The sequence below is a fragment of the Anaerophilus nitritigenes genome (genome assembly GCF_004138215.1).
Taxonomy (GTDB): Bacteria; Bacillota; Clostridia; order Peptostreptococcales; family Thermotaleaceae; genus Anaerophilus; species Anaerophilus nitritogenes.
The window spans coordinates 1-24,326 of sequence record NZ_RYYS01000069.1 but is presented as its reverse complement, the minus strand read 5'-3'; the positions used below and the strand labels follow the sequence as shown (position 1 = coordinate 24,326).

Below are 24,326 nucleotides of genomic sequence, written 5' to 3'. Positions count from 1 at the left end.
TGCCTTTTTTAAAACACTTCATTGTGTTTATGATTCATTTTTAAAATCAAATACTACTTTGGTTCCCTTTTGATCCGACTTTATATTAATATTTCCTGATAGTTTATCTTTTACAATTTGTTTGACTATACTTTGTCCTAGACTATTTTCTCGAATATCTTCTACATTATATCCTACTCCATTATCTATTACAGATATAGTTGAGGAAATAGTCCCTCTTTTCATTTTAATTTGTATAGTACCTATTTTTCGATTCTTAAAAGCATGCTCTACTGAATTTTGCAACAATTCATTGACTACTAATGCAATAGATGTAGCTTGATCTGAATTCACAAGAAAATGATCTCCTTCTACTTCTATTTTGATGTCTTTTTCAGGATCCATACCATAATTAATAGTAGTATCTTTTAACTTACATATAATTGTCTTAATATCTACATGATCTACACCATTTTGAGCCAACAGTTCATGAGTGAGTGCAATACTTAAAATCCTATTAATACTTTCATGAAAAGCTTTTTTAACCAAATCATTGTCAATCCTTCTACATTGAAGTCTCAATAAACTTGCTATGGTTTGAAGATTGTTTTTCACTCTATGATGTATTTCTTTTATGGCCACAGATTTTAAAATTAATTCTTTTTCTTTTTTCTTTTCTTCTGTTATATCTTTTATTAGCATATTTACACCATCTACTATATTCTTTTGTGTTGTGACCGCATATCGAATATGAAAAGAGAAATTTGCTAAATCTACTTCAGATGTTTCACAAAATCTATCTTGTATAATTTTTCGAAAAGCAGTTCCATCTAAAACTAAATTATTAAAATGCATTCCTCTAATATCATCTTGATAACCTATTTTTTTATATATTTCTATTGCTCCTGGATTTACATAAGTAACAATTCCTCTTTGATTAAAAGTAACAATTCCTTCATGAATATGCTGTGTAATATTATGTTCATTATAATATTGAAAAGCAACCAAAGTTTCTGCTAATTGTTCAGTAGTTTCTGATAAAATCTCCATTTGTTCATGGGTTTTAATCATTTTACTTGCATTTTGTTCTGTAATAATCACTCCAATAATTTTTCCATCATCATTTTTAATTGGAACTGTATTTTGAATGACTGTTTTATTTTCTTGGGTAACAGCTTTTAAATTTCTTGTTGCAATTCCTATATTTAAAGTTCTTAAAGCTGCTGGTTCATCTTTTCTACAAGCAAACTCTCCAACCACCCATCGATCATACATAGACTCACTAGTAGTAGGTTTAGCCTCTGCTACTACTACAGCTTTATCAGGATCTTTCGTTAAGCAATCTATAAACACATCTGCTCTTAATAAATCTGCAATGAATAAAAGCTTTTTTTCTATATCTTTTAACCTTTGAATATCTTCATCTTGAAGCTCTGTATAAAGTTTACATAAATGTCTTAACATATTTTTTACCTTTTAAAGTCCATCATTCATAATAATTGCATGAGCAATCGTCTGCATTGGATACCTTTTATCCATACTTAATTTTCTAATTTTATTATAAGCTTCATCTTCAGATATCCCATGGTTTTTAACTAGTATTCCTTTTGCTTTCTCAATTAACTTTCTTGCTTCTAATTTTTCTTTTGTTTTTTTTATATCACCTTTAATTTTTTTTATCTCTTCACTTTTAGCCAAAGCCACTTCTATAGCTGGAAGTAAATTTCTTTCATCTATAGGCTTAACAATATACGCCATTACCCCTACTTCTTTTGCTTCTTCTATAAATTCTTTACTACTATATGCTGTTAATAGTGCTATACAATCTGCAAGTTCTTCTTCCTTGATGACCTTTGCTGCTTTCATTCCATTTAAAAGTGGCATTTTTACATCCATTAAAACCAAATGAGGCCTAAATTTCTTACATAATTCAATAGCATCAAATCCATCAGAAGCTTGTCCTACTACATCGTATCCAGCTTCTTCTAATATTTCACTAATATCCATTCTAGTAATAGGCTCATCATCGGCTATTACTATTCTTTTTTTCATTGATTCTCCTCCTTTAGGTCTATATGCATCCTAAAAATTTTTTTAATGCTTCTATCCCTTTGTCATGAAGAGCACTGACTTGAAAAATGTCATCTATTCCAGCTTGGATAAGACATTCTTTTGCATTAATAATATTGTTATGATTTTTATCTATTTTTGTAATAATACCTATAACAGGTTTTGTAAAAATAGATGAAAATTTAGGAGGAAAAATACACTCCATATCTGTACAATCCTTTACGAAACCAATTATATCACAATCATAAGATGATGTAATCAAAGCATTATAAAACCTTACATTCTCTATATATTCTCCTGGAGTATCTAAAATATTATTTTCATATTCTATTGTCTGAGTTTTTTGATATTCAATATCATAATGATTCAACACTTGCATAAGTGTAGTTTTTCCACTCCCACTTTTTCCTACAAACATAATTTTTTTCATTTTTACGCTCCTAAGATTTAGTTATTTGTGTAGGTGTAAAAAACAATGTATTCTCTAATAAATTTAAAACTTCTTGTAAAGCAGCTTCTACACTAGATACATCTCCAACAATGACTAAAGATCCACTAAAACGATCTACAAAACCGATTTCTACTCCAGCAGACTTAGTTGCTACATCAGCTGCAATAATAGCAGCTTCACTAGGAGTAATGGTAAGAATCCCTATTGCATCATGATATTCTCCAGAAAGACCAATTTTTTTATATATATTTTCTTGAGGATTTGCGATTAAATGTGCCAGAGTAACTTGTTTTCCTGGTACATATTCTTGTATTACTCTTTGTTTTTCATTATTTTCCATTCTATCACCCTTCTAAGAGTTACCTTTATATAAAAAAGAGCTTGACAAAGAAATGTATCGTTTTCCTTTGCAAGCTCCATCGCTCATTTTACTACACCCCATTGTGCAGTACATATTTTAATATGTCAATTATAACATTTTTTTATTTTATATACAACATTTTTCTGCAAATTTTTTCATTTTATAGACTATTGAATCATCTTTTCAAAATCTTTTAATGTAGTGTATGAAAAAATACTAATTCTATTTAAAATAAATGGATGATCTCCTTTTTTGACTTTTCCACTCCAAATAGTAAACCCTAGTTCAAATCCAACTTCTTTTAGTGTTCTTAATGTTTCTATACTATATTGACCATATGGATAAGCAATTGCTTTTGTATCTAAAAGCTCCATACTTTTTTTAAGATCTTTGATAACTTCTTCTTTAGTCTTAGATACTAAATAGCTTTGGTCATATTCATCTACTGCATGCATTTTGTGAGTATGACTAGCAAATTCAAAAACATCTTTGTATTTATTCATACTTTTAAAATCTATATGTTGCATTTTATAAGGAGAAAAAGGAAAATCTCCATCTTCTATTAAATCTGTAATTGCAAAAATAACTCCTTTGAAATTATATTTTTTAAAAATAGGATAAGCATATTCTGTATTGCTTTTATATCCATCATCAAAAGTAATTACTATACTATTTTGAGGAAGTAATATTTCTCCTTTAATATAAAGCTCTAACTCTTTTAATGTAGCGGTATAATATTTTTTATCATATAATAATTTCATTTGTCTGTGAAATTCATCTACAGATAACACACATACATTTTCTTTATCTTTATTGTCATATTCTTTTAATAAATGATGATACAAAAGTACAGGAACTTCCTCATCATATAAATTTTCTCCTAATATAGAATCTGCTATAGACTTTTTTACATAAAGTCTATCATTGATTTTGTTGATTGGTATATAAAGTATTAACTTTTGATTCTTTGATTCTACATGATTTCTTCCTATGTCAAATTTTCCAGTATATGAAGGATTCGTAAGTATAATATTTTTTTCCTTTACCTCAACTGAAAATCCTTCTTTTTCAAATACCCATAAAGGCACATCTAGATCTTCTTTATCATAATCAGATGATTTAATTTGTACAGTATTAATGATTGTTTCTCCTGTTACTTCATATGGTACACACATAATAGTAATAAATAAAATCATCATACTCACTATATATTTTTTCATAATTTTCCCCTTTCATTTAACTCATCATAGATGACTTGTTTTGTTTCATACTATACTATGATAATACAAAAAAGGAAAAAATAATAGATAAAATAATCTATTATTTTTTCCTTTTTATAATTTGATCTGTAATTTCTAATAAAAAATATTTATAAGATGAATTTTTTATATACTCTAAATTTTTTTTTGCTTGATCAATAAAATATATAGCTTCATCATATGTTTTTTGTAAAATATCTTTCTCTTTTAAAATCTTTATAATTTCTATATTCATCTCTTTGCTTTTCTCTTTTTTTATGATTTGTTCTATCCATTCTTTATATTCTTGATCTTCTATAAGTTTAATAATAGGAAGAGTTATATTTCCTTCTTTTAAATCAGCTCCTATAGGTTTTCCTAATATTTTTTCATCTCCTGTAAAATCTAATATATCATCTATAATTTGATATGCATATCCTATATTTTCTCCATATGACTTTAAAGCTTTGATCTCTGTATTAGAAGCTCCTCCTATGATTGCTCCAATTTGAGTACATGCAGCTAATAAAACTCCTGTTTTTTTATAACTTCGCTCATAATAATCTTTTTTTGTTTGATACATATTAAATTTGTTTTTTTCTTGTACAATTTCTCCATCGCACATTTTACTAATTGCATCTACTAAAATTTCCATGCTTTGAAGAAGTCCATGCTTTGTAAGAACTTCAAAAGCTTTTGCAAATAAAAAATCTCCTACTAAAACAGCTACATGATTTCCATGTTCTATATGAATTGTAGGTTTATTTCTTCTTGTATCTGAAAGATCAATAATATCATCATGTACTAGTGATGCCATATGAATACATTCACATGACACAGCTGCCATTACAGCTTCCTTTACTAATGGACCAAAGCATAGTGAAGAAGATAATAAAAGAGCTGGTCGAATTTTTTTCCCTCCAGATAATATATTTTTTTTACAAATGTTATATATATCTTTACTACTATTTTTGATAACTTCATCCAATTCTTCTTCAAACCATTTCATTCCTTCTATTTCTTTAATATTTATTTTATTTATAGTTTTTAACAACTTACAAACCTACTTTCTATAAATGATTATTTATAGAGTATTTACTAATATTTCTTTTTATAAACATAAAAAAGAGTAACTATAATAGTTACTCTTTTAAGACTGTTTCACGTAAAACATATTTATACAAAAAAACTTTAAAAATACATAAGGTTGTTATACTCCTTTTGTATGAAAAAATTCTTTATATTTTTGATCTGTAACTAAAATATGATTTTCAATCCAATCTGCTATAAAAGTAATCATTTCCAAAGTAATTTTCTTTTGTTTTTCTTCAATGTCTTGATTTTCTAACTGAATCACTTTATTTACAAAAGATTTATGTTGCCTTTTATGAGTTTTTATATCTTCATAACCATATTGTTCCATTAATTTTTCTTCATAATCAAAATGGTATATAGTATAATTTTTTAATTCTTTTAACACTTCCATAATTTCATCATATCGATCTTCACTATCTTTTAGTGTTAATATTGAATATAATTTTGATCCAATCTGTAGAAGTGTTCTATGTTGATGATCAATTTCACCTACTTCGCAACTGTATTCATCTCTCCACTCAAACATTTTTTTCTCTCCTTTAACTCCTCTTCTTATATTTTATTTAATTCTTTTCTAAATTTTTCGATAATTTTCTTTTCCATTCTAGATACTGTCATTTGAGATACATCTAATAATTTTGCTGTTGCTGTTTGTGTTTGATTATCAAAAAATCTATACTTTATAATTTTTATTTCTGCTTCATTCATATTTTGCATACTTTTTTTTATAAAATCTTTATTTTCCATAATACGAAAATCTTCATCCTCTGATCCAATTAAATCCTTAAGCTGTACATCTTTATCGTCTCCACCTGTATCATAGCTTATATCTAAAGATTGAGGTGTGTACACTTGGCTCGCTTCCATAGCCTCTAATACTTGATCTTCTGTACACCCTAAATAATCTGCAATATCTATTACTTTAGGAGTTCTTTGAAGCGTTTGACTAAGCATATTCTTAGCTAAATTTACTTTTTTAGAAAGCTCTTGTATTCTTCTAGGAACTCTTATAGTCCATCCTTTATCTCTGAAATATTTTTTAATTTCTCCTATAATGGTAGGTGTTGCAAAACTTGAAAATTCAAATCCTTTTGTAATATCAAATCTCTCAATGGCAAATATAAGTCCTAAAGATGCAATTTGATAAATATCTTCATATTCAATTCCTTTGTTTATATATTTTTTTGATAAAATTTCAGCTATATATAAATATCGATTCACCAATTCATTTCTTATATTTTTATCTTTTTGATTTCTATATAATTGAAAAAGTTCTTTCTCATTCATAGCTTTTAGGGAATTGGAATCTATATTTAACACAGCACGAGAAATATTTTTCATTAAAGATCATCCCCTAGGTATTTTATCATTTTAATACTTGTTCCTTTTCCAATATTAGAATTTATTTGCACATCATCCATTAAAGACTTAATGATAAATATACCTAAGCCTCCTTCTTTTGGATTTTCTAAATCTGGTTCTTCTATTTCATTACAAGAAAATCCGTGACCTTCATCCTCTACATCAATTTCTAATTTCTCTTCATCTACTAAAAATTGAATTTTAAAATTTTCTTCTCTATTCTTGATTCCGTGCTTAATAGCATTTGTACAAGCTTCTGCAATGGCAACTTTTATATCTTCAATTTGTTCTATATTAAATCCCATTCTACAAGCAATTGCAGATGCTGTTAAACGAACTACATTTACATATTCGGGTTTACTTGGAACTGATATTGAGAAATGATCCCCCATTTTTTCCTCCACCTTCTCTATACATTTTATATTCTTCATATTTTTTTATTCCCCTTCTATTACAAAAATTTTATCTAATCCAGTAATATGAAAAAGTTTTGAAATATTAGGCTTAGGATTTACAATATTTATATTCTTTTCTTCTTTTTTTAATCTTTTTAAAATTCCTATTAACACGCCTAAACCGGTACTATCTATATAAGTAAGTTCTAAACAATTTATTTTAAAATCTGCCATTTGTTCATCTAGCATTTTATTGAGGTCTTCTTTTACTTTATTGGCTGTATAAATATCAATTTCTCCCTTAATATCTACAATCCAAATATTTTCATCTTTGTTATAATTTGTTTGAATATGAATAGACATAACAAAACCCCTCTTTCATTCTCATATATTTATTTCAACGCACATTTTTAATATATTTTTACCCTATATTTTTTTTATTAAACACAGAAAAATACGCAAAAGTCATATACTTTTGCGCACTTACTCTTCTTCTACTTCCGGAATGACTTTTGCAATAGAAACAATATAATCATCTTCATCTACTCTCATAAGAGTTACACCTTGAGTAATTCTTCCCATAGTTGGAATTTCGTTGATTTGTAGTCGAATAATCACTCCACTTTTGTTAATGATCATGATTTCTTCATCATCTTTTACTACTTTTGCTCCTACTAACTTACCTGTCTTTTCTTTTTTATTGTAAGTAATAAGTCCTTTACCGCCCCTAGCCTGGCTATGGTAATTTTCAAGAGAACTTCTCTTTCCAAAACCAAACTCACTCACTACTAACAAATCACTACCCTCTTCTACTAATTCCATAGCTACAACTATATCTTCTTCATCAAGGCTCATTCCTTTTACACCCATTGCAGATCTTCCCATATCTCGTACATCTTTTTCTTTAAAACGTATGGCTTTTCCATCTCTACTAATCATCATAATCTCTTTATTGCCATCTGTTAATCTCACACTAATAAGCTCATCATCTTCTCTTAGATTGATAGCAATTAAACCTGCTTTTCTAGATGTATCAAATTGAGAAAGATCCATTTTTTTGATGATTCCTCTTTGAGTAGCTGCTAATAAAAATTGATTTTCTTCAAATGTCTTAACAGGAATCACTGCTGTTACTTTTTCCTCTGGAAGAAGTTGAAGTAAGTTAACAATTGCAGTTCCTTTTGCTTGTCTCTTTGCTTCTGGAATTTCATAAGCCTTTAATCTATATACTCGTCCTCTATTAGTAAAGAAAAGAAGATAATGATGAGTAGAAGTACTAAACAAAGTTTCTACAAAGTCTTCATCTCGTGTAGTAAGTCCTGTTATACCTTTTCCACCTCTTCTTTGACTTTTATAAGTATCTGCTGGAAGTCTTTTTACATAACCCAGATGAGTAAGAGTTATAGCTACCTCTTCTTCATCAATTAAATCCTCCATATCTATTTCATCTAAAACTGTTGTAATAGCTGTTCTTCTTTTATCATTATAAGCTTCTTTGATTTCTATTAATTCTTCTTTGATGATATTTAAAAGAAGTTGTTCATTGGCAAGAATCTCTTTATAATAATTAATTAATCGAATCAATTCTTCATATTCTGCTTCTATTTTTTCTCTTTCTAGTCCTGTAAGCTTTTGAAGTCTCATATCTAGTATCGCTTGTGCTTGTTTTTCAGATAAATCAAAGTTTGTCATTAAACCTGTCTTTGCTTCTGATACATTTTTAGAGCTTCTAATCAGTTTAATAACTTCATCTATATGATCTAGAGCAATTTTAAGACCTTCTAATATGTGAGCTCTGTCTTCTGCTTTATTTAAATCATATTTTGTTCTTCTTGTAATAACATCCTTTTGATGTTCTAAGTAATAATAAATCATATCATACAAATTTAAAATTTTAGGTTCATTATTTACTAAAGCAATCATAATAATGCTAAAAGTATCTTGAAGTTGTGTATGTTTATATAGTTTATTTAAAACTACATTAGCATTAGCATCTCTTTTTAGTTCAATAACAATACGCATACCTTTTCTATCACTTTCATCTCTTAAATCAGATATACCCTCAATTTTTTTATCACGAACAAGCTCTGCTATTTTTTCAATAAGCCTTGCTTTATTTACTTGATATGGAATTTCTGTTATAATAATTTGATTTTTACCTTTATTGGTTTGTTCAATTTCAGCTTGGCCTCTTACAATTACTTTTCCTTGTCCTGTTCGATAAGCTTCTTTGATAGATTCTTTCCCCATAATAATTCCACCTGTAGGAAAGTCTGGTCCTTGTACAATCTGTATTAAATCCTCTATATTAGAATCTTTATCATCTATAAGTTTAATTGTTGCATCAATTACTTCTCCTAAATTATGAGGAGGAATAGATGTAGCCATTCCTACAGCAATTCCATTAGAACCATTGACTAAAAGATTTGGAAATCTACTAGGTAGTACAGCAGGTTCTTTTAATTCTCCATCAAAGTTTGGTGTGAAATCCACTGTTTCTTTTCCAATATCTTTAAGCATTTCTAATGCAATTTTAGTCATCTTCGCCTCAGTATAACGCATAGCAGCAGCGCCATCTCCATCAATAGAGCCAAAGTTTCCTTGTCCATCTACTAATAAATATCTTATAGAAAAATCTTGTGCCATTCTTACCATCGCATCATAAACTGCACTATCTCCATGTGGATGGTACTTTGCCAAAACGTCCCCTACAACACGAGCAGATTTCCTATGAGGTTTCTCAGGAGTCATTCCTAGTTCATTCATAGCATATAAAATTCTTCTATGTACAGGCTTTAGACCATCTCTAACATCAGGTAGTGCTCGTCCTACAATTACACTCATAGCATAGTCAATATAGGATTTTTTCATTTCTTCTTCTATGTCAATCTGAATAATTTTACTTTTTTCCTCGGTCATTTTACTTCCCCCTCACTACACATCTAAATTGCTTACATGTTTTGCATTTTCTTCAATAAAGTCTCTTCGGGGCTTTACTTTATCTCCCATAAGGGTTGTAAAAACATCATCTGCAGCTACTGCATCATCTATAGTTACTTGGACTAATGTCCTTTTTTGGGCATCCATAGTTGTATCCCAAAGCTGTTCTGGATTCATTTCTCCTAATCCTTTATATCTTTGAATATCTACACTTCTTCCTATTTCTAATAATAATTTGTCAAGTTCTCGATCTGAGTAAAGATAATATTCTTTTTTTCCTTTTTTCACTTTATAAAGAGGTGGCTGAGCAATATATACATATCCACCTTCAATAAGAGGTTTCATATATCTATAAAAAAATGTAAGAAGTAGTGTTCTAATATGAGCACCATCTACATCCGCATCTGTCATAATAACGATTTTGTGATATCTTAATTTAGAAACATCAAAATCCTCTCCTATTCCACATCCAAAAGCTGTAATCATGGCTCTAATCTCATTAGAATTTAATATTTTATCTAATCTTGCTTTTTCTACATTTAATATTTTTCCTCTTAATGGAAGAATTGCTTGGGTGTTTCGATCACGTCCTTGTTTTGCAGAACCTCCAGCTGAATCTCCTTCAACTAAAAAAACTTCACTAAGAGCTGGATCTTTTTCTGAACAATCTGCAAGCTTACCAGGAAGAGATAATCCATCTAATGCACCTTTTCTTCTTGTAAGTTCTCTTGCTTTTCTTGCAGCTTCTCTAGCACGAGCAGACTTTATAGATTTTTCTACAATCACCTTTGCTTCTTGTGGATTTTCTTCAAAAAATCCTTGTAAAGCTTCTGTAGATGCAGCTTCTACAATTCCTCTCATCTCACTATTCCCAAGCTTTGTCTTTGTTTGTCCTTCAAATTGAGGCTCTGTTAATTTTACAGAAAGCACACAAGTAAGACCTTCTCTAATGTCTTCTCCGATTAAGTTTTCTTCTTTTTCTTTTAATATATTATTTTTTCTTGCATAATCATTCACTACACGAGTAAGAGCAGACTTAAACCCAATAAGATGAGTTCCACCTTCATGAGTATTAATATTATTTGCAAAAGCATAAATATTTTCTACATATTTATCTGTATATTGCATAGCTACTTCTACTTCTGAAGTTTCTTTTTTTCCATCAAAATAAATAATACTTTGATGAATGACATCTTTATTTTTATTTAAATGCTTTACAAATTCTTTAATTCCACCTTCATAGTGAAATACTAATTCTTTTTTACTTTCTTCTCTTTCGTCTACTAATTTAATTTTAATTCCTTTATTTAAAAAAGCCATTTCTCTTAATCTATGCTCTAATGTTTCAAATTTAAAGCTTGTTTCCTCAAATATTTCTTTATCTGGCAAAAATCTAGTTTCAGAGCCTGTATAGTCAGATTCACCTATAACCTTTAGCTCTGTCATAGTTTTTCCTCTTTCATATCTTTGATAATAAATTTTTCCATCTCTTCTTACTTCTACTTCCATCCATTCCGATAAGGCGTTTACAACAGATGCTCCTACACCATGAAGTCCACCAGATACTTTATATCCTCCACCTCCAAATTTTCCTCCTGCATGAAGAACTGTATGTATAACTTCTACCGCAGGTTTTCCCATTTTAGGATGGATATCTACTGGCATTCCTCTTCCATTATCTTTAACTCGTATAGAGTTTTCTTTACCTATTACAACTTCTATCACACTACAATATCCAGCTAAAGCCTCATCTATACTATTATCTACAATTTCATAAACAAGATGATGAAGTCCTTTAGGTCCTGTCGTCCCAATATACATACCTGGTCTTTTTCGAACAGGTTCTAACCCTTCAAGGACTTGTATCTGATCCGCGCCATATTCTTGTTTGATTTGTTCTGTCATTTTTCTACCCCCTACTTTGTAAATCTATACCACACAAAAAGCTATGGATTTTTTATCCCTTATTTTTCGTTATCTTTTTAATCTTTTATTTATCTAGTTTGATAACTATTGTAAGAACTAGGAATTTCATCTATAAAATTAGATCTTTTTTGAAGGGTGATGGATGAGATCGGTGAATAATATATAATAGTTTTTACTATTTTTTCCATTCCTTTTCTTTTTATTTGTACTTCTTCCGTAATCACATATGATTTTATTTTTTCATCAGATATTTTTCTAACAAAACCTTCTTCTTCAGCAGTTTTGAAAAATTCTTTACTATATTTTGATTTTTGGATGGAATCTGCATCAATAATGGATATGATATTTTGAATAGGGACTACAATATCCTTCCCTAAATGAAGAAACATGAAAACGCCTCCTTAAAATTACTCCAAACTATATTATAACCTTTTATATCAACATATAAAAGCATATTTTATAATACACAAAAAATTATATTTCTTCACGTTGAATTTTTGCATTTTTTACAGAAAATATATATCCTTTATTTTCATCTCGTTCATTCAAATAACTGATCTCTGTAGTCGTAATAAATATTTGAACATCTTTTAAAGTTTGTATTAAAAATTTTTGTCGATTTATATCTAATTCTGACATAACATCATCTAAAAGTAAAATAGGATATTCAGAAGTTTCTCCTTTGATCAATTCAATTTCTGCCAATTTTAAAGATAAAGCTGAAGTTCTTTGCTGTCCTTGTGATCCAAAATTTCTAATATCCATACCATTGATGAAAACTCCTAGATCATCTCTATGAGGACCCATAGTAGTAGTTCCCTTTTGTATATCTTCTTCTAATGATTTTTTTAATTGTTCTTTAAAATTTTTTATAGTTTCTTCTAATGTATTTTTCATTGGAATACTTTCTATATACTTAATTTCAAGATTCTCTTTATTTTCAGTAATTTTTCTATGAATTAAACGACTAAGAGGCATCATTTTTTGAACAAACTTAGATCTTTCATGTATTAAATAGCTTCCTAATTCCACGAGCTTATCATTCCAGATCTCAAGCGTATCCATATATTTCTTATTATGTATTTTTTTTAAAAGATTATTTCTTTGTATCAATACTTTATAATATTGATTTAAATTATGAAAATATCTAGGCTTAATTTGAGATATCTCCATATCTATAAATTTTCTTCTTTCAGATGGCCCTTCTTTTACTAATTTTAAATCTTCTGGAGAAAAAATAACTGTATAAATATTATCTAAAATATCTGTATTTCTACTAAGAATCATCCCATTTACTTTTATTTGTTTTTTCTTATTTGCTTCTAATTTGACTTCTACAGTAATATCTGTATATTTTTTCTTTCCATCTACTTTGATATAGGCTTTTTCTTTATCGAATTTAATTAATTCTCTATCTTTATTTGTTCTAAAGGATTTTCCTGTACTGCTTAAATAAATAGCTTCTAATATATTTGTTTTTCCTTGTGCATTATCTCCTACAAATATATTGAGTTTAGGATGAAAATCAATATGCAGTTGATGATAATTCCTAAACTGAATTATTTTTAAATTATTCAAATACACCTCATGCACCCCTTGACATTTCTAACTTCTAATAATGATTTTCATATTTTCAAAAGATATTATATCTCCATCCCTTAACTTTTTTCCTCTTCTATGTTCCACATCTCCATTTACAATCACAAGCCCTTCTTGAATCAAAAATTTTGCATGTCCTCCTGTTTGTGCTATATCTGCAAGTTTTAAAGCTTTATCTAGTTGAATATATTCTCCATCAATTTTTAACTCATGCATACCAATCACTCCTTTTCATATAGAGTAGGCAATTAAGGAGTTCTCCTTATTTTTTTAGAGAACTCCTTTCATCTATCCTACTAATCTTACTGGTAAAATTAAATATGTGTAGTTTTCATGATCTGCTGGTTTTACTATACATGGACTTACACTTGTTGTAAACTCTAAATAAACTTCTTCACTGTCTATTATTTTCAAAGCATCTAAAAAATATTTTGAATTAAATCCAATATCTATATCTTCTCCTTCTAGTTGAATGGATACAGATTCATAAACTGTTCCAATCTCTGCATTAGAAGTAATCGTCATACATTCATCTTTTACAGACAACTTTACTAGATTATTTTTTCCTTCTTTTGCCAACAGAGATGCTCTTTCTATACTATTTAGTAAATTTTTTGTGTTTACTTTTGCTCTAGATTTGCATTCATTTGGAATAATTTGTTTGTAATTTATAAATTCTCCATCTAATAATCTTGAAGTCACTCTTATTTCATTCATGTGGAAAAGTACGTGGTTTTCTGTAAAGAAAATATCTATGTCTGTATTTTCTTCTTCCATCAAAATCCTATTGATTTCATTTAATGTTTTTGCAGGAATTACAACTTTATTATTATCTATATTTTTGATATGTCCTTGTCTTAAAGCTAGTCTATATCCGTCTAAAGCAACCATGTTGATTTTTTCATCTTGAATTTCCATCAATACACCTGTAAGAATAGGTCTTGTCTCATCTATTGCTGTAGCAAATACAGTTTGTTTAATCATATTTTTAAAAAGATCTTGAGGAAGTTTGTACACTTTGTCTTCTTCTACTTGTGGTAATTCTGGAAATTCTAAAGATGGTTGTGCAAGCAATGTAAATTCTGAGTTTGCACATCTTATAATAACATGATTATTGTGATCTAGCTCTATCTCAACATCTTCATCAGGAAGTTTTCTAATAATTTCTCCTAATAGTCTTGCAGATAAAACAATAGATCCTTCATCTAAAATTTCTGCAGGCATATATTTTTCAATACCAATTTCTAAATCAGTACCTACTAATTTCAAACCATCTTTATATGTTTCTATTAAAAGTCCTTTTAATATAGGCATAGTTGTCTTTGATGAAACAGCTTTTTGAACAGTATTAATACTTGAAGATAATAGCTTTTGATTGCAGATTACTTTCATCTGTGGATAACCTCCTTTGAAATATACATAACAAATAAATATAAATTTTTAGTAGTAATAGTAGTAGGGCCTGTGAATTTGTGGATAAGCCTTATGATTAAACCAATTACTTATTTGTGGACAATAATAAAATGTGAATAGATAGGACCTATTTATCCACATATACATATCAATTTTATAAAAGTATAAGTTATAAACATATTATTAAGAAAATAAACACAGAGCAGTGTGTATTATTTTCCTTGTATATCTTTTATAATTGCATCTATTTTTGTTTTAAATTCAGGTTTAGATTCAATGTCTTTTGAAATTTTTTCATGAGCATGAATTACTGTAGTATGATCTCGTCCTCCAAATTCATCTCCTATTTTAGGTAAAGATAAATCTGTAAGCTCTCTACACAAGTACATGGCAATTTGTCTTGGATAAGAGATAGATCTTGTTCTTCTTTTAGAATTAAAATCATCTAATTTAATTCCAAAATGTTCAGATACTACTTCTTTGATTAAATTGACTGTAATTTGTTTGGGTTGACTAGATGCAATAATATCTTTTAGTGCTTCACTAGCAAGTTCAATAGTTACTTCTTTATTTGTCAAAGAAGAATAAGCTACGATTCTAATTAAAGCACCTTCTAATTCTCGAATATTAGATTGAATTTTTTTTGCAATATGGTGCATTACTTCATTTGGAACGTCTATATTTTCAATTTCTGCTTTTTTTCTTAAAATTGCAATTCTAGTTTCTAAATCAGGGGGTTGAATATCTGTAATAAGTCCCCATTCAAATCTAGACCTTAATCTATCTTCTAAGGTAGGAATTTCTTTTGGTGGCCGGTCACTAGAAATAATAATTTGTTTATTTGCTTCATGAAGAGCGTTAAAAGTATGGAAAAATTCTTCTTGAGTCCGTTCTTTTCCAGCAATAAATTGAATATCATCTACTAGTAGGACATCGACATTACGATATTTATTTCTAAATTCCACATTTTTATCATCTCTAATAGAATTAATTAATTCATTTGTAAATTTTTCAGAAGATACATATACAACTTTCGCATTAGGATTTTGACCCAATATAAAATGACCAATAGCATGCATTAAATGGGTTTTTCCAAGACCTACTCCTCCATATATAAATAGTGGATTGTAGGCTTTAGCTGGAGATTCTGCAACTGCTAAAGAAGCTGCATGAGCAAAACGATTGCTATTTCCTATGACAAAAGTATCAAAAACATATTTTGGATTGAGGTTTAAAGTGTCAAAGCTATCTTTATTGATTTGTTTTGTAGGTTGAGATTGAGAAGCTTTTAAATATGCTTCAGTTCCTGGTACTGTAAATGCAAGAGAATATTCTTCACTGGTAATTTGTTTAATTGCATTGATAATTAAAGTTGCATATCGAGCTTCTAAAATCCCTTTTGAAAAATCATTTGCGACAGCGAGTACGATGGTTTTTCCATTTATGTTTAAAGGTTCTATGGGCTTTAGCCATGTATTAAAACTTACTTCGGTTAATTCTGTTTTGATGAGGTGTAAGGCTTCTTCCCATATTTCTGATAGGTAATTGTTCATAAAAATAACCTCCTTTAATAAGAGCTTTGACAAATAAAAGAAAAAATATTTTTTAATATAAAAAAAACCAATATCCACAAAATATCCACAAAAAATGTGGATGAATCATAAAAAAATTAAAAACGAACAGTATAAAAATTATAAACTAGGAAATGAATAAGTATGTGGATAAATGTTTTGTAATATAAAAGTTTATAAAGTTATACACAAAAACGAAAAAAAATGGAAAAAAAATATACACATAAAAAATATGCGAAAAAAAAAGAAAATCAATAGATATGATAAAAGTTATGCACACTTTTATCCACACCCTGTGCATAAAAGTGAATAAAGTTAATAATTTCTTCACATATAAACAATCTTTCTTAATCATATCAAAATAAAAAAGTGATTTCAATGATATGACAAAAATTATCCACAACAAAAATATTCTGTGTTTAAATTATCCACAAAAAACTAAAAAAGATAACCTCCTTGACATATTTTTAATAGCCAGTTATAATAATTTAGTAAATGCTCAATTTTAGAGTACATTATATTCATTGAAATATATATGCAAGTTTTGAAGGAGGTGTTTGTATATGAAAAGAACATATCAGCCAAAAAAGAGACAAAGAAAAAAAGAACATGGATTCAGAAAAAGAATGAGTACTAAAGCTGGAAGAAATATATTAAAAAAACGTAGATTAAGAGGCAGAAAGAAACTGACTGCATAAGGCCGCATAAAGTGGCCTTTTTCTATAATACATATGAAATTGTGAATTTTTCATAATTTCATATGTATTATAACAAATTCTACTTACTATAAACCTTCCACAGGAAGATCTTATTCTAATGGGTACTTTGTAGAAAAAAGGAAGGAAAATGAATGAAAGATACATTAAGATTAAGAAAAAATGCTGATTTTAAGAAAATATATGCAAAAGGAAATTCAGTAGCCAATAGACAATTAGTAGTATTTTATATGAAAAATAATCAAGTAGACAATCGAATAGGTTTTATTGCTAGTAAAAAAGTTGGAAATAGTGTAAAAAGAAATAGAGCTAGAAGACTGATGAAAGAAGCTTTTCGTATATATGATCAGCAAATAGAAAAAGGATATGATCTAATTTTTATTGCAAGAGTCAATATAAATGATGCCTCTTACCAAGAGGTAGAGAAATCTATATCTCATATTTTAAAAAAATCTAAGATATTGAAGTGAAATCATTTGAAAAAACTATTAATAGGAATGCTGAAGGTTTATCAAAAGTATATTTCACCTTTTAAAAATAAAACTTGTAGATTTTATCCGACCTGTTCTCAATATGCAGTAGAGGCTATTACAAAATATGGTGCAATAAAAGGAATTTTATTAAGTATAAAAAGAATATTAAAATGTCATCCCTTTCATCCAGGAGGATATGACCCTTTAAAATAGAATATAAATGACAGGGGGTAAAAAATTTGATAGCTATTATAGCTAAACCCATGAGTTTGCTTTTAAATTGGTTTTATCAGTTAATTGGAAATTATGGTATATCTATTATATTATTTACAGTGATTATCAAATTAATTTTAGTACCACTTACTATAAAGCAGCTAAAAAGCACAAGGCAAATGAGTGAAATTCAACCAAAACTAAAAGAAATACAAGAAAAATATAAAAATGACAAAGAAAAATTGAACATTAAAACTATGGAGCTTTATAAGGAATATAAAGTAAACCCTGTTGGAGGATGTTTACCTTTATTAATTCAAATGCCTATTATATTTGGACTTTTTTCAGTACTAAAAGATCCTACAAAATATATTTTAGATCCTAGTTTTATTCATGCTACACAGGAAGCCTTTTTATGGATACCGGATTTAAGTCAACCAGATACGATTATATTACCAATACTTGCAGCTGTTACGACTTATTTTTCTATGAATACTGCAAGTACAGGAAATGCAGCTCAAAATCAAACTATGAAAACTATGAATATGGTATTTCCAATTATGATTTTATGGATGGGAAGAGGTTTTCCAGCAGGACTTAGCTTATATTGGGTAGTAAGTAATGTATTCCAAATAGTTCAGCAAGTTTTAATGCCAAAGGCTGCAACAACTAAGGAGGAATTAAAATAACATGAAATTCACAGATAAAACAGGAAAAACTGTAGAAGAAGCTGTGAAAAATGCCCTAGATGAATTAAAAGTTGTACGTGATCAAGTAGAAATTGAAGTAATAGAAGAACCCAGCAGAGGCATTTTAGGATTTTTCGGGACAAAGCCAGCAAAAGTAAGAGTAACTGTTATAGATTCTCCAGGAGATAAAGCAATAGAATTTTTAAAAAATATATTTAAAGATATGAATATAGAGGTACAATGTAAAACACAACAAAAAGGGGATCAATTAGAAGTAGAGATTATAGGAGCTGATATGGGAATCTTAATTGGGAGAAGAGGACAAACTCTAGACTCCCTTCAATACTTAGTAAGCTTAGTAGTCAATAAAGACAGGGACGATTACATAAGAGTAGTGCTAGATACAGAAGGATATAGACAAAAAAGGGAACAAACCTTAATACGACTTGCAAATAAGCTTGCTAGTCAAGCAAGAATAAAAAGAAAAGATATTATTCTTGAGCCTATGAATCCATATGAACGAAGAATTATTCATGCTACTCTTCAAAACCATCCTTATGTATATACAAAAAGTGAAGGGGAAGAACCTTATAGAAAAGTTGTTATTGTAGCAAAATAAGCTTAAAAACCCAGTAGGTATTACTGGGTTTTATTGTTATCTTATAAAGAGTATAAATTCATTGTTGTGTAATTTCATTGTATTTATGAGGCATACTACTATAGAAGTGAAAAAATTTTTTATATAAAGAGTACTTATCATAGCAAGATGAGAAGTTTTGATATAAAATATATAGGGATTTAAATAAAGAGGTGAAAAAAATGAGTGATACAATTGCAGCTATTGCTACTGCACCAGGAGAAGCTGGTATTGGTATTGTAAGATTAAGTGGAGAAGATTCTATAAAAATATTAGATCAAATATTTATTCCTACAAAAGGAAAATCTATAAAAGATTATTCCTCTAGAAGATTAACTCATGGAAAAATTATAGATCCAAGTACAAAACATGTGATCGATGAGGTTTTAGTTACTTATATGAAGGCACCTTTTACATATACTGCTGAAGATATAGCAGAAATAGATTGTCATGGAGGAATTGTTCCAGTAAAAAAAATATTAGAAATCGTATTAAGATATGGAGCAAGAGTGGCAGAACCTGGAGAATTTACAAAGAGAGCTTTTTTAAATGGAAGAATTGACTTATCACAAGCTGAGGCGGTGATGGATCTTATTAGTGCAAAAACAGATAAAAGTTTTGATGTGGCACTAGGTCAATTAGAAGGATCTTTATCGAAAGAAGTCAAAAAAATTAGAAATGATATTTTAGAGATGATGGCTCATATTACAGTAAATATTGATTTTCCAGATGAAGATATAGAAGAAATTACTTATCATGAATTAAAGGAAAAAGCGAAGCATATTTATAAGGGTATTCATGAGCTTTTAGAAAGTGCTCAAACAGGAAGAATTCTAAAAGAGGGCTTAAGTACTGCAATCATAGGAAAACCTAATGTAGGAAAATCATCTCTTATGAATGCTCTTTTAAAAGAATCAAGGGCTATTGTAACAGATGTGCCAGGAACTACAAGAGATGTAATTGAAGAATATGTAAGTATAAAAGGAATTCCTCTTAAAATTATAGATACAGCTGGAATTCGTGAAACAGAAGATATAGTAGAAAAAATAGGAGTAGAAAGAAGTAAACAGTTTTTTAATAAAGCAGATTTAATCATATTTGTTTTAAATGCTTCAGAGCCTTTAACAGATGAAGATCAAAGAATTATGAAACTTCTGATTAATAGACAAGCTATTGTAATACTTAATAAAATAGATCTTCCTGAAGTTTTTACGAAAGATGATATACAAAAAATACTTCCAAACAAAAAAATAATCAAATTATCAGTTTTATCACGAGAAGGAATGGAAGAATTAGAAAATACAATTGTGAATATGGTTTATGGAGGAGAAGTGAAACAAGGAGAAGTTTCTTTTGTTACAAATGTCAGACATCAAAATGCTTTAGAGAGAGCAATAAGTAGCATAAAAGAAGGTATTAAAGCTATTGATGATGGACTTGCACTAGATTTTATAGAGGTAGACATTAAAAATACATGGGAATATTTAGGAGAGATTACAGGGGATACAGTAGGAGAAGATGTACTAGATACAATATTTTCTAATTTTTGTTTAGGAAAGTAGGAGGAAAAATATATGTTTGAAAAATTTGAATCAGGAAATTTTGATACAATCGTTATTGGAGCAGGACATGCAGGATGTGAGGCTGCTTTGGCTACAGCTAGAATGGGACATAGTACTTTGTTATTGTCTATCAATTTAGATTCTATAGCAATGCTTCCGTGTAATCCTTCTATAGGAGGGACAGGAAAAGGACACCTAGTAAGAGAAATCGATGCTTTAGGGGGAGAGATGGGTCTTAATATTGATAAAGCATTTATACAAAGTAGAATGCTTAATACTGCAAAAGGACCTGCTGTTCACTCTCTAAGAGCTCAAGCAGATAAAAATCTTTATCATATGGAAATGAAAAAGGTATTAGAAAATGAACTTAATTTAGATTTAAAGCAAGGAGAAGTTATTGAAATTCTTGTAGAAGATCAAAAGGTAAAGGGTGTAGTACTTAGTACTGGTTCTGTATATTATTCAAAGACTGTTATTTTAGCTACAGGGACTTATCTAGGAGGAAAAATATTTATAGGAGGAATCAATTATGAAAGTGGACCTAATGGACTTGCTCCTTCTAAAAAGCTTACTCAAAGTTTAAAAAATATTGGTCTTCATATGAGAAGATTTAAAACAGGAACACCTGCAAGAGTAGATCAAAAAACATTAGATTTTTCAAAGATGGAAGAGCAACCTGGAGACGAGAGAATTGTTCCTTTTTCTTTTATGAATGATTCTTTAGAAAAAGAGCAAGTTCCTTGTTGGCTTACATATACAAATGAAAATACTCATGAAATTATTAAAGAAAATATTCATAGATCTGCTATGTATGGAGGAGATATTGAAGGCACAGGACCTAGATATTGCCCTTCTATAGAAGATAAGGTAGTTAGATTTGCAGATAAAAAAAGACACCAATTGTTTATTGAACCAGAAGGGTTACATACAAATGAAATGTATGTACAAGGAATGTCTACAAGTCTTCCAGAAGACGTACAAGTAAAATTTTATAGAAGTATTGCAGGTCTTGAAAATGTAAAAATCATGAGACCTGCTTATGCAATTGAATATGATTGTATAGATCCTTTGCAATTAAATTTAACATTAGAGTGTAAGGATATTGAAGGATTATTTTCAGCAGGGCAGTTTAATGGAAGCTCAGGGTATGAAGAAGCTGCAGCACAAGGTCTTATGGCAGGAATTAATGCATCCCTTAAAATGAATAGAAAAGATCCTTTTATATTAGATCGTTCTGAGGCGTATATAGGTGTTTTAATTGATGATTTAGTAACAAAAGGAACAAATGAACCCTATAGAATGATGACTTCACGTTCTGAGTATAGGCTTGTACTGAGACAAGATAATGCAGATTTAAGACTTACACAAAAAGGTTATGAAATAGGACTTGTGACAAAGGATAGGTATTGTAAATTTGTAGATAAAAAAGAAAAAATAGAAGAAGAAATGAAAAGATTAAAAGAAATGATTATAAAGCCATCTCAAGTTAAAGATTTATTAGAAAAAATGAATGAAGCACCTTTAAAAAATAGTATTTCTTTATACGACTTATTAAAACGTCCTCAGATTACTTATAAGGCTTTAGAAGAAGCAGATAATAATCGAGAAAATCTTCCTATAGAAGTAATAGAACAATGTGAAATACAAATTAAGTATGAAGGATATATTGATAAACAATTAAAGCAAATAGAACAATTTAAAAAGCTTGAAATGAAAAAATTAAGTACAGATATAGATTATAGCAAAATAGAAGGACTAAGAATTGAGGCAAGACAAAAGTTAGATGAGATCAAACCTCTTTCAGTAGGACAAGCCTCTCGTATATCTGGAGTATCTCCAGCAGATATTTCTGTTCTTTTAATTTATTTAGAACAACAAAGAAGAAGAGGTGAAAAAAATGAATAATGAAGAGATCTTAAGAGAAGGATCAAAAAAGCTAGGAATTTCTTTGAATGAAGAGCAAATTAATAAATTTTTAACTTATAAAGATCTCTTGATAGAATGGAATAAAAATGTGAATTTAACTGCTATTACAGAGGATCAGGAAGTAATGATTAAGCACTTTTTAGATTCTTTATCTTGCATGAGTCTTCCTTATATAAAAAAAGGTGATACAATAATAGATGTAGGAACTGGAGCTGGATTTCCTGGTATTCCAATTTATATTTATGATACGGATATAAAATTAACTTTGTTAGATTCTTTAAATAAAAGAATTAAGTTTTTACAAGAAGTATGTCTTAAGACAGATCTTAAAAATGTATCCTTTGAACATGGAAGAGCAGAGGATTATGGACAAAATAAAAATTTTAGAGAAAAATATGATGTGGCTGTGGCAAGAGCTGTAGCACAACTAAATATTTTATGTGAATATTGTTTGCCATTTGTAAGGGTTGGAGGATATTTTATTTGTCAAAAGGGACCTAATATTGATGAAGAAATGGAAAATGCAAAAAAATCCATTCAAATATTAGGAGGAAAATTTATAGAAAGAAAAGATATATCTCTTCCTTTCTCTGATCTTCATCATAATATTGTTGTGATACAAAAGATTAAAGAAACTCCAACAAAATACCCAAGAAAAGCAGGAACTCCAACTAAAAAACCACTAATATAATGAAATTGTCAAGTATTTTGTTGAATAAAAGTATGAAAAAAATTTAAAAAATGGAAGGAAGTATCATATTTTTGACGAATAAATATAATTTAGAATAGTTTTGTATAAGGGGAAGATCAGTGATGATAAAAGATCAAAACACAGCGGTTCTGCAAATTCCTGTCGATTGCATATTACCAAATCCTTATCAACCTAGAAAAGTATTTAAAAAAAGCAATCTCGAAGAATTGAGTGAATCTATAAAAACATATGGAGTACTACAGCCTATTAGTGTTAGAAAAATAGGTGAGGACAGTTATGAACTTGTAGCAGGAGAAAGAAGATTAAGAGCTGCAAAGCTTGCTAATCTTAACATGATCCCAGCGATTGTATCAGAAATGAGCGACCAAGATTCTGCTGTTTTGGCATTAATTGAAAATCTACAAAGAGAAGATTTAAATTTTATAGAGGAAGCATTAGGATATCTTCATTTAATGGAAGATCATGATTTGACTCAACAAGAAATTGCAAAGAATGTAGGAAAAAATCAATCTACCATTGCCAATAAATTAAGAATATTAAAACTTCCAGATAGAATACAAGAATTGCTTATTGAAAATGGATTAACAGAAAGACATGGAAGAGCATTGCTTAAACTTCATGATGAAAAGCTACAACTTATGATGATGAAAGAGATTATAGAAAAAGATTTAAATGTAAAAAAGACAGAAAAAAGAATCACAGAAATATTAGAAGAAATGACAAGGCCTATAGAAGAAAATTCAAAACAGAGAATGAAAAGTGCTTTTAATTTTAGAATCTATTTGAATACTTTAAAAAATGCATACAATGCGATTAAAGAAACTGGGCTAAATGCAGAATATAAACAATTAGATAAAGGCGAATATGTAGAAGTAGTTGTAAAAATTCCTAAAAATCAGTAAAAAAGCTGCAGGCATTAATCCTGCAGCTTTTTGTGGCTCTATGTCAATAGTTGGGGTGGGATTGTTCATAATCCTGCTCCATTACTTTATTAGAGA

The 24,326-nt window shown here is 28.9% G+C and carries 26 protein-coding genes; 9 read left to right on the top strand and 17 right to left on the bottom strand.

The window, feature by feature from the left end; all coding sequences use genetic code 11:
* Positions 1-27: 27 nt before the first annotated feature.
* The 17 genes from EK368_RS10760 to dnaA all read right to left on the bottom strand — a co-directional run bounded on the left by EK368_RS10760 (position 28) and on the right by dnaA (position 16,382).
* On the bottom strand, positions 28-1,443 hold the full coding sequence (locus EK368_RS10760) for a sensor histidine kinase (protein ID WP_129599597.1): 1,416 nt from the start codon (positions 1,441-1,443) through the stop codon (positions 28-30).
* A gap of 12 nt (positions 1,444-1,455) precedes the next feature.
* Positions 1,456-2,031: an ANTAR domain-containing response regulator gene (locus EK368_RS10755; protein WP_129599595.1), complete on the bottom strand. Its 576-nt coding sequence runs from the start codon at positions 2,029-2,031 to the stop codon at positions 1,456-1,458.
* A 19-nt stretch (positions 2,032-2,050) separates the two neighbouring features.
* Positions 2,051-2,479 carry a EutP/PduV family microcompartment system protein gene (locus EK368_RS10750; RefSeq protein ID WP_129599593.1) on the bottom strand — a complete coding sequence of 143 codons (429 nt, stop codon included), beginning with the start codon at positions 2,477-2,479 and terminating at the stop codon, positions 2,051-2,053.
* A gap of 10 nt (positions 2,480-2,489) precedes the next feature.
* Positions 2,490-2,840, bottom strand: coding sequence for an ethanolamine utilization microcompartment protein EutS (gene eutS / locus EK368_RS10745; RefSeq protein WP_129599591.1), 351 nt, complete (start codon positions 2,838-2,840; stop codon positions 2,490-2,492).
* Positions 2,841-3,028: 188 nt separating this feature from the next.
* A complete protein-coding gene (locus EK368_RS10740) occupies positions 3,029-4,081 on the bottom strand; it encodes a polysaccharide deacetylase family protein (RefSeq protein ID WP_129599589.1) in 1,053 nt (350 codons plus the stop codon).
* Between the two features lie 100 nt (positions 4,082-4,181).
* Positions 4,182-5,153, bottom strand: a complete 972-nt coding sequence (locus EK368_RS10735) for a polyprenyl synthetase family protein (RefSeq protein ID WP_129599587.1) — start codon at positions 5,151-5,153, stop codon at positions 4,182-4,184.
* A gap of 156 nt (positions 5,154-5,309) precedes the next feature.
* On the bottom strand, positions 5,310-5,720 hold the full coding sequence (locus EK368_RS10730; protein WP_129599585.1) for a bacteriohemerythrin: 411 nt from the start codon (positions 5,718-5,720) through the stop codon (positions 5,310-5,312).
* Positions 5,721-5,746: 26 nt separating this feature from the next.
* Positions 5,747-6,535 carry a SigB/SigF/SigG family RNA polymerase sigma factor gene (locus tag EK368_RS10725; RefSeq protein WP_129599583.1) on the bottom strand — a complete coding sequence of 263 codons (789 nt, stop codon included), beginning with the start codon at positions 6,533-6,535 and terminating at the stop codon, positions 5,747-5,749.
* Positions 6,535-6,987 (bottom strand): ATP-binding protein, encoded by a 453-nt coding sequence (locus EK368_RS10720; protein WP_243109406.1) that lies wholly within the window; start codon positions 6,985-6,987, stop codon positions 6,535-6,537. Before EK368_RS10720 ends, EK368_RS10725 begins: the two co-directional genes overlap by 1 nt.
* A gap of 6 nt (positions 6,988-6,993) precedes the next feature.
* Positions 6,994-7,314: an STAS domain-containing protein gene (locus EK368_RS10715; RefSeq protein ID WP_129599581.1), complete on the bottom strand. Its 321-nt coding sequence runs from the start codon at positions 7,312-7,314 to the stop codon at positions 6,994-6,996.
* Positions 7,315-7,434: 120 nt separating this feature from the next.
* Positions 7,435-9,870 carry a DNA gyrase subunit A gene (gene gyrA / locus EK368_RS10710; protein WP_129599580.1) on the bottom strand — a complete coding sequence of 812 codons (2,436 nt, stop codon included), beginning with the start codon at positions 9,868-9,870 and terminating at the stop codon, positions 7,435-7,437.
* 15 nt (positions 9,871-9,885) lie between these two features.
* Complete coding sequence (gene gyrB, locus EK368_RS10705; protein WP_129599578.1) at positions 9,886-11,796, bottom strand: DNA topoisomerase (ATP-hydrolyzing) subunit B; 1,911 nt, start codon at positions 11,794-11,796, stop codon at positions 9,886-9,888.
* 89 nt (positions 11,797-11,885) lie between these two features.
* Positions 11,886-12,206: an extracellular matrix regulator RemB gene (gene remB, locus EK368_RS10700; protein ID WP_129599576.1), complete on the bottom strand. Its 321-nt coding sequence runs from the start codon at positions 12,204-12,206 to the stop codon at positions 11,886-11,888.
* A gap of 85 nt (positions 12,207-12,291) precedes the next feature.
* Complete coding sequence (gene recF / locus EK368_RS10695) at positions 12,292-13,401, bottom strand: DNA replication/repair protein RecF (protein ID WP_129599574.1); 1,110 nt, start codon at positions 13,399-13,401, stop codon at positions 12,292-12,294.
* Positions 13,402-13,422: 21 nt separating this feature from the next.
* A complete protein-coding gene (locus tag EK368_RS10690) occupies positions 13,423-13,632 on the bottom strand; it encodes an RNA-binding S4 domain-containing protein (protein ID WP_129599572.1) in 210 nt (69 codons plus the stop codon).
* A 72-nt stretch (positions 13,633-13,704) separates the two neighbouring features.
* Positions 13,705-14,808, bottom strand: a complete 1,104-nt coding sequence (gene dnaN / locus EK368_RS10685) for a DNA polymerase III subunit beta (protein ID WP_129599570.1) — start codon at positions 14,806-14,808, stop codon at positions 13,705-13,707.
* A gap of 233 nt (positions 14,809-15,041) precedes the next feature.
* Positions 15,042-16,382, bottom strand: coding sequence for a chromosomal replication initiator protein DnaA (gene dnaA, locus EK368_RS10680; RefSeq protein ID WP_129599568.1), 1,341 nt, complete (start codon positions 16,380-16,382; stop codon positions 15,042-15,044).
* A 581-nt stretch (positions 16,383-16,963) separates the two neighbouring features.
* On the opposite strand from dnaA, the gene rpmH reads away from it, so the two are divergent.
* From rpmH to noc, 9 genes are all read left to right on the top strand, one after another.
* Positions 16,964-17,098 carry a 50S ribosomal protein L34 gene (rpmH, locus tag EK368_RS10675; protein ID WP_129599567.1) on the top strand — a complete coding sequence of 45 codons (135 nt, stop codon included), beginning with the start codon at positions 16,964-16,966 and terminating at the stop codon, positions 17,096-17,098.
* 152 nt (positions 17,099-17,250) lie between these two features.
* Positions 17,251-17,586, top strand: a complete 336-nt coding sequence (gene rnpA, locus EK368_RS10670) for a ribonuclease P protein component (protein WP_129599564.1) — start codon at positions 17,251-17,253, stop codon at positions 17,584-17,586.
* Between the two features lie 6 nt (positions 17,587-17,592).
* Entirely contained in the window at positions 17,593-17,802 is a 210-nt protein-coding gene (gene yidD / locus EK368_RS10665; RefSeq protein ID WP_129599563.1) for a membrane protein insertion efficiency factor YidD, read from the top strand.
* Between the two features lie 26 nt (positions 17,803-17,828).
* Positions 17,829-18,491, top strand: a complete 663-nt coding sequence (locus EK368_RS10660) for a YidC/Oxa1 family membrane protein insertase (RefSeq protein WP_243109405.1) — start codon at positions 17,829-17,831, stop codon at positions 18,489-18,491.
* Position 18,492: 1 nt separating this feature from the next.
* A complete protein-coding gene (gene jag, locus EK368_RS10655) occupies positions 18,493-19,110 on the top strand; it encodes an RNA-binding cell elongation regulator Jag/EloR (protein WP_129599562.1) in 618 nt (205 codons plus the stop codon).
* A gap of 200 nt (positions 19,111-19,310) precedes the next feature.
* Positions 19,311-20,690, top strand: coding sequence for a tRNA uridine-5-carboxymethylaminomethyl(34) synthesis GTPase MnmE (mnmE, locus tag EK368_RS10650; protein WP_129599560.1), 1,380 nt, complete (start codon positions 19,311-19,313; stop codon positions 20,688-20,690).
* 12 nt (positions 20,691-20,702) lie between these two features.
* On the top strand, positions 20,703-22,595 hold the full coding sequence (gene mnmG, locus EK368_RS10645) for a tRNA uridine-5-carboxymethylaminomethyl(34) synthesis enzyme MnmG (RefSeq protein ID WP_129599559.1): 1,893 nt from the start codon (positions 20,703-20,705) through the stop codon (positions 22,593-22,595).
* Entirely contained in the window at positions 22,588-23,307 is a 720-nt protein-coding gene (gene rsmG / locus EK368_RS10640; RefSeq protein ID WP_129599556.1) for a 16S rRNA (guanine(527)-N(7))-methyltransferase RsmG, read from the top strand. The genes mnmG and rsmG overlap by 8 nt, the downstream gene beginning before the upstream one ends.
* 122 nt (positions 23,308-23,429) lie before the next feature.
* Positions 23,430-24,230: a nucleoid occlusion protein gene (gene noc / locus EK368_RS10635; RefSeq protein WP_129599554.1), complete on the top strand. Its 801-nt coding sequence runs from the start codon at positions 23,430-23,432 to the stop codon at positions 24,228-24,230.
* The last annotated feature ends 96 nt before the right edge of the window (positions 24,231-24,326 follow it).

Coding starts and splice junctions, on each gene's coding strand:
- EK368_RS10760 (WP_129599597.1), bottom strand. CDS start 1,443: ATGTTAAGACATTTATGTAAACTTTATACAGAGCTTCAAGATGAAGAT.
- EK368_RS10755 (WP_129599595.1), bottom strand. CDS start 2,031: ATGAAAAAAAGAATAGTAATAGCCGATGATGAGCCTATTACTAGAATG.
- EK368_RS10750 (WP_129599593.1), bottom strand. CDS start 2,479: ATGAAAAAAATTATGTTTGTAGGAAAAAGTGGGAGTGGAAAAACTACA.
- eutS (WP_129599591.1), bottom strand. CDS start 2,840: ATGGAAAATAATGAAAAACAAAGAGTAATACAAGAATATGTACCAGGA.
- EK368_RS10740 (WP_129599589.1), bottom strand. CDS start 4,081: ATGAAAAAATATATAGTGAGTATGATGATTTTATTTATTACTATTATG.
- EK368_RS10730 (WP_129599585.1), bottom strand. CDS start 5,720: ATGTTTGAGTGGAGAGATGAATACAGTTGCGAAGTAGGTGAAATTGAT.
- EK368_RS10725 (WP_129599583.1), bottom strand. CDS start 6,535: ATGAAAAATATTTCTCGTGCTGTGTTAAATATAGATTCCAATTCCCTA.
- EK368_RS10720 (WP_243109406.1), bottom strand. CDS start 6,987: ATGAAGAATATAAAATGTATAGAGAAGGTGGAGGAAAAAATGGGGGAT.
- EK368_RS10715 (WP_129599581.1), bottom strand. CDS start 7,314: ATGTCTATTCATATTCAAACAAATTATAACAAAGATGAAAATATTTGG.
- gyrA (WP_129599580.1), bottom strand. CDS start 9,870: ATGACCGAGGAAAAAAGTAAAATTATTCAGATTGACATAGAAGAAGAA.
- gyrB (WP_129599578.1), bottom strand. CDS start 11,796: ATGACAGAACAAATCAAACAAGAATATGGCGCGGATCAGATACAAGTC.
- remB (WP_129599576.1), bottom strand. CDS start 12,206: ATGTTTCTTCATTTAGGGAAGGATATTGTAGTCCCTATTCAAAATATC.
- EK368_RS10690 (WP_129599572.1), bottom strand. CDS start 13,632: ATGCATGAGTTAAAAATTGATGGAGAATATATTCAACTAGATAAAGCT.
- dnaN (WP_129599570.1), bottom strand. CDS start 14,808: ATGAAAGTAATCTGCAATCAAAAGCTATTATCTTCAAGTATTAATACT.
- dnaA (WP_129599568.1), bottom strand. CDS start 16,382: ATGAACAATTACCTATCAGAAATATGGGAAGAAGCCTTACACCTCATC.
- rpmH (WP_129599567.1), top strand. CDS start 16,964: ATGAAAAGAACATATCAGCCAAAAAAGAGACAAAGAAAAAAAGAACAT.
- rnpA (WP_129599564.1), top strand. CDS start 17,251: ATGAAAGATACATTAAGATTAAGAAAAAATGCTGATTTTAAGAAAATA.
- jag (WP_129599562.1), top strand. CDS start 18,493: ATGAAATTCACAGATAAAACAGGAAAAACTGTAGAAGAAGCTGTGAAA.
- mnmE (WP_129599560.1), top strand. CDS start 19,311: ATGAGTGATACAATTGCAGCTATTGCTACTGCACCAGGAGAAGCTGGT.
- mnmG (WP_129599559.1), top strand. CDS start 20,703: ATGTTTGAAAAATTTGAATCAGGAAATTTTGATACAATCGTTATTGGA.
- rsmG (WP_129599556.1), top strand. CDS start 22,588: ATGAATAATGAAGAGATCTTAAGAGAAGGATCAAAAAAGCTAGGAATT.
- noc (WP_129599554.1), top strand. CDS start 23,430: ATGATAAAAGATCAAAACACAGCGGTTCTGCAAATTCCTGTCGATTGC.